Here is a 6,102-nt window from a genome sequence, read left to right as displayed (position 1 = left end):
TCCCCGAGGGGCGTCCCGGGACAGGTGGTCAGGTAATGAGTCGGCGATGAAAGGTGTCACGAGTCCCATGAGCCGACCGACGTGCGCGCCCCCCGCTCCCGCGCCGGGGGCGTCCGCGCGCACATCGGTCGGCGCCGGGCTGTTCCTCCGCGTCTTCCCTTGAAAACAGCAGAAGTGGGCCGCAGCTCCCCTAGCAAAACTAGCGGGAGGTGTGGTGCTGCAGCAGCACGGCGGCGCTCGCTGCTGCCCAGGCCTGCGGCCGGCAGGACGCGGGGTAGGGCACCGGTTGGCTCCCCACCGCGTCACCGCCGATGAGCTCGGGGAAGCGGTGCCGACTGCGGGTGCTCAGCCGCACCAGGGCGTCGTGCACCCGGTCGGCCTCCTTGGCGAAGCCGGCCAGCGTGAGCCCCCGCAGGATGATCGCGCTGTCGTGGGTCCAGACCGAGCCGGTGTGGTAGCCGGTCGGGTTGTAGGCCGGGTTGTCGCAGGACAGCGTGGCGATGCCGAACTCCCGCAGCATGTCGGGGCGCATCAGCCGTTCAGCGACGAGCGCCTCCTCCGAGGTGGTGAGCAGGCCCGTCCCGAGGGCGTGTCCCATGTTGCTGCCGACGCCGTCCACCGGATGACCGTCGGCGTCCAACGCCATCGCGAGGTAGCGGCCATGGCCGTCCTCCACCCAGAAGTGGTCCCGGACCCGCCGGGCCAAGGCGCTCGCCCACGCGTGCCAATCTTCAGCGGACTCCCCGAGCGCCTCGAGCAGCTCCGTCGCACCGTGGGCGGCCTGCACGGCATACGCCTGCGCCTCGATGAGAGCAATCGGCGCCCTCGCGACGGACCCGTCCGCGTGCCGCATCGAGTCACCCGAGTCCTTCCAGCCCTGGTTGCTCAGGCCGTGCCCCTCGGCGTCCAGATAGCGCAGCAGCCCGTCCGGGGACTGGGCGACCGCCTGGCTCATCCAGCGCAGGGCGGCCTGCAGGTGCGGCAGCAGCTCCCGCACCGCAGCCTCGTGCAGACCCGCCTGCCACGCCTCGTGCAGCAGCACGATCCACAGCGGAGTGGCGTCGACCGTGCCGTAGTAGACCGAGGGGAGCACCAGATCGTCCTCGGTGTATGTCGTGCGCCGCACCTCGTGCGGGATCTTGCCCGGCTCGGCCGCCGTCGCAGGGTCCAGGGTGTCGGCCTGCCGCCGCGCCAGCGCCCGCAGGGTGCCCTCGGCGAGCCGGCTCGAGTAGGGCAGCATCATCCGCGCCGACCAGAGGGCGTCCCGGCCGAAGAGTGTGAGGTACCACGGCGTGCCCGCGGCGACGAAGACGTCCTGGTGGGCCATCGGGTCCCGCTGCAGCAGGTGCTGCAGATCGGTCAGGTTGGTGCGGACCAGGGTGCGCCACTCGTCGTCGCCGTCGACCCTCAGCCGGTTCCAGTCGCAGTCAGCGGACCCGGCGTCGGCATCGAAGGCGGACGCTCGGGTGCGCGTGGCCTCCAACAGCAGGGTGATCGTGACGTGCTGGCCCTGCGTGACCCGCAGCGGCCAGGTCAACCGGATGCTGCCGGGGGCGACCGGCTTGCTCATGGCCGGCGAGGGCTGCGGGCGCACGGTGGTCCGGTGCCGCTCGTCGGACCACCAGATGACGTCCTCCACCTCGACGCGCGGTGGTCCGGCCGGCTCGGACCCGCCTTTGACCACGGCCAGATCGGTGCCGTCGGCGGCGAGGTCCAGACACAGCCTGGTGTCGACGTCACCCCGGGCGCGGGAGGTGACCGTGACCTCCACGGCGAGCTGGTGGCCACGGGTGCTCAGACGCTGGTGGACCTCGACGGTCGGATCGGGACCGCGATCGCCCAGGTGCCGGGCGGCGCCCCAGAACCGCGCGGTGGCACCCGTGGCCGAGGCGGCGATCGGGGTCGGCCGCTCCTGGTCGAGGGTGAGGGCCAACCCCCGCAGTAGGCGGCGGTCATCGACATACCACCCGGTGGCCCCGTCCCGGATGGAGCCGTCGTCGTGGGTGAGCACCGTGGCCGGACCGTCGACGGCGATGTGCAGGTCGTGCAGCCACGGCTGCTGGGTCATCGTCGCTCCCTGCTCTTGACACCGGTTTTGCTGTTGCGTCACTATGTCAGCACTGTGGATATGAACGTTATAATGAACGTTCATATTCATGCAACAGCAGCACCGCCCGAGAGTCAAGATGACGATGTCGAGCAGCGAGGTCCGGTCGCGGAGCACTGAGGTGCGCTCGCGAGCGACGATCATGGACGTCGCGTGCGCCGCGGGCGTTTCGCGGCAAACCGTGAGCAACGCGGTCAACCAGCCCGGCCGGGTCCGTCCTGACACGCTGCAGCGGGTGCTGACCGAGATCGATCGGCTCAACTACCAGGCTTCCAGCGCAGCGCGCACCTTGCGCCACCAGCGGGCCGGAGCCGTCGGCATCGAGATCGACGCACTGACCGACACCCCCAGCGACGTCGCGCACCCGTTCCTGGTCGCCCTGACTGTCGCCGCGCCCGGGCACGCCTGTCACCTGGTCCCTTTCGCCTCCCGCGACGCCTTCCCGACCCTCGCGGGCTACCAGGACATGGTGCGCCGGCACCTGGTCGACGCTTTCGTGCTCAGCGACACCCATCCCGGCGATCCGCGTCCCGAGTGGCTGCGTCAAGAGGGCATTCCCTATGCGGCATTCGGCCGGGTCTACGACGATCCCACGGTCACGTCGTGGGCCGACGTCGACGGCAGTGCCGGCACCGCGCTGGCCGTGGCACACCTCGTCGAACGGGGCTACCAGCGGATCGGCTACCTCGGCTGGCCCTCTGCCCACGGGGTCGGCGCGCTGCGCAGACGCGGTTGGGAGGAAGCCACCGGCGCGCACGGTGTGTCGGCCGGGCCCCTCGGAACGGCTCTGCAGAGCCTGCCTGAGGCGGTGCACCGCGCCGAGGAGATGCTCGAGGAGCTGCAGCCCGGTGACGCGATCGTGTGTGCTTCCGATGTGCTCGCGCTCGGCGTGCGGCACGCCGCCCTGCAGCGGGGGTGGCACCCGGGCCGTGATCTCGGGATCACCGGCTTCGACGGCTCGGCCTCCGCCCGGCTGCACGGCATCACCACGCTCACCCAACCGCTGGGCGAGATCGCAGACCGTCTGCTGGCCCTGGTGCACCACCAGCTGGCCGGCGACCCGGCACCCACCGAGGGCGCCCTGTTCATCCCCACCATCACGGTCGGTGACAGCACCGACCCCAGCAAGGAAGGCACGATATGAGAATCTCCCAGCGTCGACGCTCCACGCTGCTTGCCGTGGCACTCACCGGCACCCTGGCCCTGGCCGCCTGCGGCGGTGGAGGCTTCGAGGAGGACACCGCCGCCGGCGGCGGCGAGGACGAGGCTCCCGCCTCCGCCGAGGGGCCGGCCAGCCTGGTCATGCTGATCGCCTCCTCCGGCGAGGCCGAGACCGCTGCCGTCGAGGCGGCCGCCGCCGCGTGGGCCTCCGAGTCCGGCAACGAAGTGGAGGTCCGCGTCGCCTCGAACATCGACCAGCAGCTCGCCCAGGGCTTCGCCGGCGGAAGCCCGCCGGACATCTTCTACCTCGACGCGGCGAAGGTGGCCGAGCAGGCAGCGGCAGGCAACCTCTACGCGTACGAGGCGGCGGAGAACGACGACTTCTACGAGTCGTTGCGCGACGCCTTCACCTTCGAGGACACCCAGTGGTGTGCTCCCAAGGACTTCTCCACTCTGGCGCTGCAGATCAACACCGCATCTTGGGAGGCCGCCGGGTTGACCGACGAGGACATCCCGACCAACTTCGACGAGTTGGCCACGGTCGCCGAGACCCTGACCACTGCGGACCAGAAGGGACTGGTCGTCTCCCCCGGCATCGACCGGGCCGGCGCATTTGTGGTCGGCAACGGTGGGTGGTGGCTCAACGAGGAGGCGACCGAGGCCACCGGCACCAGCGAGCCGGTCGTCAATGCCCTGGAGTACGTCAAGGAGCAGATGGCCGCCGGGTCGTTCGCCTACGCCGGTGACGTCGACGCGGGCTGGGGCGGTGAGGCGTTCGGCACCGAGCGTGCCGCGATGACCTTGGAGGGCAACTGGATCACGGGCGCGATGAGCGCCGACTACCCGGACGTGGACTACACCGTGGCGCAGGTGCCGGAGGGCTCCGAAGGCAAGGGCACGTTGCTGTTCACCCAGTGCTGGGGGGTGGCCGACGCCTCCAAAGCCCAGGCCCAGGCGGTGGATCTGGTGAACTACCTGACCACGCCGGAGCAGCAGATGAAGTTCGCCGAGGCCTTCGGTGTGATGCCCAGCCGGCAGGCGGCTGCCGATGACTACAAGGCGGCCTTCCCCGAGGACGAGGCGTTCATCGCCGGTGCCGACTACGGGCACGGCCCGATCAACGCGCCGGACATGGGTCCGGTCGTGGCGGACCTCAACTCCGAGCTCGAGCGGATCGCCAACGCCGACATCACCAAGTTGATGGAGGGCTTCGACCAGAACGCCGGGGCGGTGCTGGGCGAATGAAGGCCGGGGACCCGCAGCGCCAGCAGGGCGCAGGATGGTTGTTCGTCACCCCGGCCATCATCGTGCTCGGCCTGTTCCTGGTCGTGCCGATCGCGATGGCGCTGTGGGTCTCGCTCAGCGACTGGACCGGTCGGGGCAGCCCGTTCGGCGGAGCGACAAGCTTCGTAGGGTTGGAGAACTACGGCGAGTTGCTGATCGAGTCGGGGCTGGCCCGGCAGGACTTGATGACGTCGTTCCGCAACACGTTCTACTACGTCCTCGGGGTCGTGCCGCTGCAGACGGTGCTGGCCCTGAGCCTGGCGGTGTTGCTGAACAACAAGTTCCTCAAGGGACGCTCGTTCTTCCGCACCGCGTTCTACTTCCCCTCGGTGGTGTCCTCGGTGGCTATCTCGGCGCTCTTCTTGTTCCTGTTCGCTGGGTCCGGCGCTATCAACAAGATCCTGGCGTTCTTCAGCATCAACGGCCCGAACTGGTTCCAGGACCCACGTGGCGTGATCCACCTGATCGGCGATGGTCTGGGGGTATGGAGCATCGCCAGTCCACCGGACTGGCTCACCAACCCCTCGGTGCTGGGGCTGTCCCTGTGGGAGTGGTTCGCCGGGCCCTCGGTGGCCCTCAGCGCGATCATGCTGCAGGTCGTCTGGACCACGGCCGGGACGTTCATGCTGATGTTCCTCGCGGCGTTGCAGGACCTGCCCGCCGAAGTCGAGGAGGCGGCCATGGTCGATGGCGCCAACCGGTGGCAGCGGTTTATGAACGTGACCGTGCCGCACCTGCGACCCATGATCCTGCTGGTGGCCACCCTGGGGTTCATCGGAACCTGGCAGGTCTTCGACCAGATGTATGTGATGACCCAGGGCGGGCCGGCCAAGACCACGCTGACCCCGGCCTACCTGTCCTTCCAGGCGGCCTTCGCGAACATCGACTTCCCCCGGGGAGCGGCGATCGCCTTCATCCTGTTCGCCCTGATCTTCGTGCTCACCACGGCCCAGCGTTACCTCCTACGCGACAAGGACGACGCGGCCCAGGCCAAGGCCGCGCGGCAGCAGAAGCGGCGACAGCGTAAACAACGGACCCGGATCACCGAGCAGGAGCAGCGGAAGGCGCAGACCACATGAGCACCTCGACCCAGCAGTCCACCAAGCCGGTTGAGTCGGAGGTGCAAGCCGTGGGGACCAAGACGGGCAACGGCAAGAAGATCTTCTTCTACGCTTTGCTGATCCTGTTCGCCCTGCTCTACGTCTACCCCTTCTTCATCCAGCTGGCCACTGCTTTCAAGACCAACGCCTCCTCCACCGCCAGCCCGCTGTCCCTGGTCCCGAACCCGTTCACGACCGCGGCCTGGAGGGAGCTGGCCGACACGCCGTTCCCGCTGTGGTTCACGAACACGCTGGTGGTCACGCTGTTTGTCACCGCGGGGCGGGTGTTCTTCTGCTCGCTGGCGGGGTACGCGCTGGCAAGGTTGAAGTTCACGGGCCGGGGCGCACTGTTCACCAGCTTGCTGGCTGTCATGGCCGTGCCCGGCATCGTGCTGCTGATCCCCAAGTTCCTGGTGCTCAACTACCTGGGGATCTACAACACCTACCCGG

General features: G+C 69.0%; 5 protein-coding genes. 4 read left to right on the top strand and 1 reads right to left on the bottom strand.

The genetic code is table 11. The annotated features are described in order from the left end of the window. Positions 1–199: 199 nt before the first annotated feature. A complete protein-coding gene (locus tag ACR2FV_RS12390; protein WP_434016000.1) occupies positions 200–2,068 on the bottom strand; it encodes a glycogen debranching N-terminal domain-containing protein in 1,869 nt (622 codons plus the stop codon). Positions 2,069–2,156: 88 nt separating this feature from the next. Between ACR2FV_RS12390 and ACR2FV_RS12385 the strand changes: the two genes are divergently transcribed. From ACR2FV_RS12385 to ACR2FV_RS12370, 4 genes are all read left to right on the top strand, one after another. Beyond that, complete coding sequence (locus ACR2FV_RS12385; RefSeq protein ID WP_434015999.1) at positions 2,157–3,251, top strand: LacI family DNA-binding transcriptional regulator; 1,095 nt, start codon at positions 2,157–2,159, stop codon at positions 3,249–3,251. Beyond that, positions 3,248–4,513, top strand: coding sequence for an extracellular solute-binding protein (locus ACR2FV_RS12380; protein ID WP_434015998.1), 1,266 nt, complete (start codon positions 3,248–3,250; stop codon positions 4,511–4,513). The genes ACR2FV_RS12385 and ACR2FV_RS12380 overlap by 4 nt, the downstream gene beginning before the upstream one ends. Continuing rightward, entirely contained in the window at positions 4,510–5,631 is a 1,122-nt protein-coding gene (locus ACR2FV_RS12375; protein WP_434015997.1) for a carbohydrate ABC transporter permease, read from the top strand. The genes ACR2FV_RS12380 and ACR2FV_RS12375 overlap by 4 nt, the downstream gene beginning before the upstream one ends. Continuing rightward, positions 5,628–6,102 (top strand): carbohydrate ABC transporter permease (locus tag ACR2FV_RS12370; protein ID WP_434015996.1); only part of this gene is annotated, 475 nt, incomplete at its 3' end. The genes ACR2FV_RS12375 and ACR2FV_RS12370, both read left to right, overlap by 4 nt.

Origin of the sequence: Ornithinimicrobium sp. (genome assembly GCF_051004135.1) — a bacterium.
GTDB lineage: Bacteria > Actinomycetota > Actinomycetes > Actinomycetales > Dermatophilaceae > Ornithinicoccus.
This window is presented reverse-complemented; position numbering and strand designations above follow the sequence as displayed.

What these genes read in the sequence shown, in the direction of transcription:
- ACR2FV_RS12390 (WP_434016000.1), bottom strand. Translation starts at nt 2,068, where the DNA reads ATGACCCAGCAGCCGTGGCTGCACGACCTGCACATCGCCGTCGACGGT.
- ACR2FV_RS12385 (WP_434015999.1), top strand. Translation starts at nt 2,157, where the DNA reads ATGCAACAGCAGCACCGCCCGAGAGTCAAGATGACGATGTCGAGCAGC.
- ACR2FV_RS12380 (WP_434015998.1), top strand. Translation starts at nt 3,248, where the DNA reads ATGAGAATCTCCCAGCGTCGACGCTCCACGCTGCTTGCCGTGGCACTC.
- ACR2FV_RS12375 (WP_434015997.1), top strand. Translation starts at nt 4,510, where the DNA reads ATGAAGGCCGGGGACCCGCAGCGCCAGCAGGGCGCAGGATGGTTGTTC.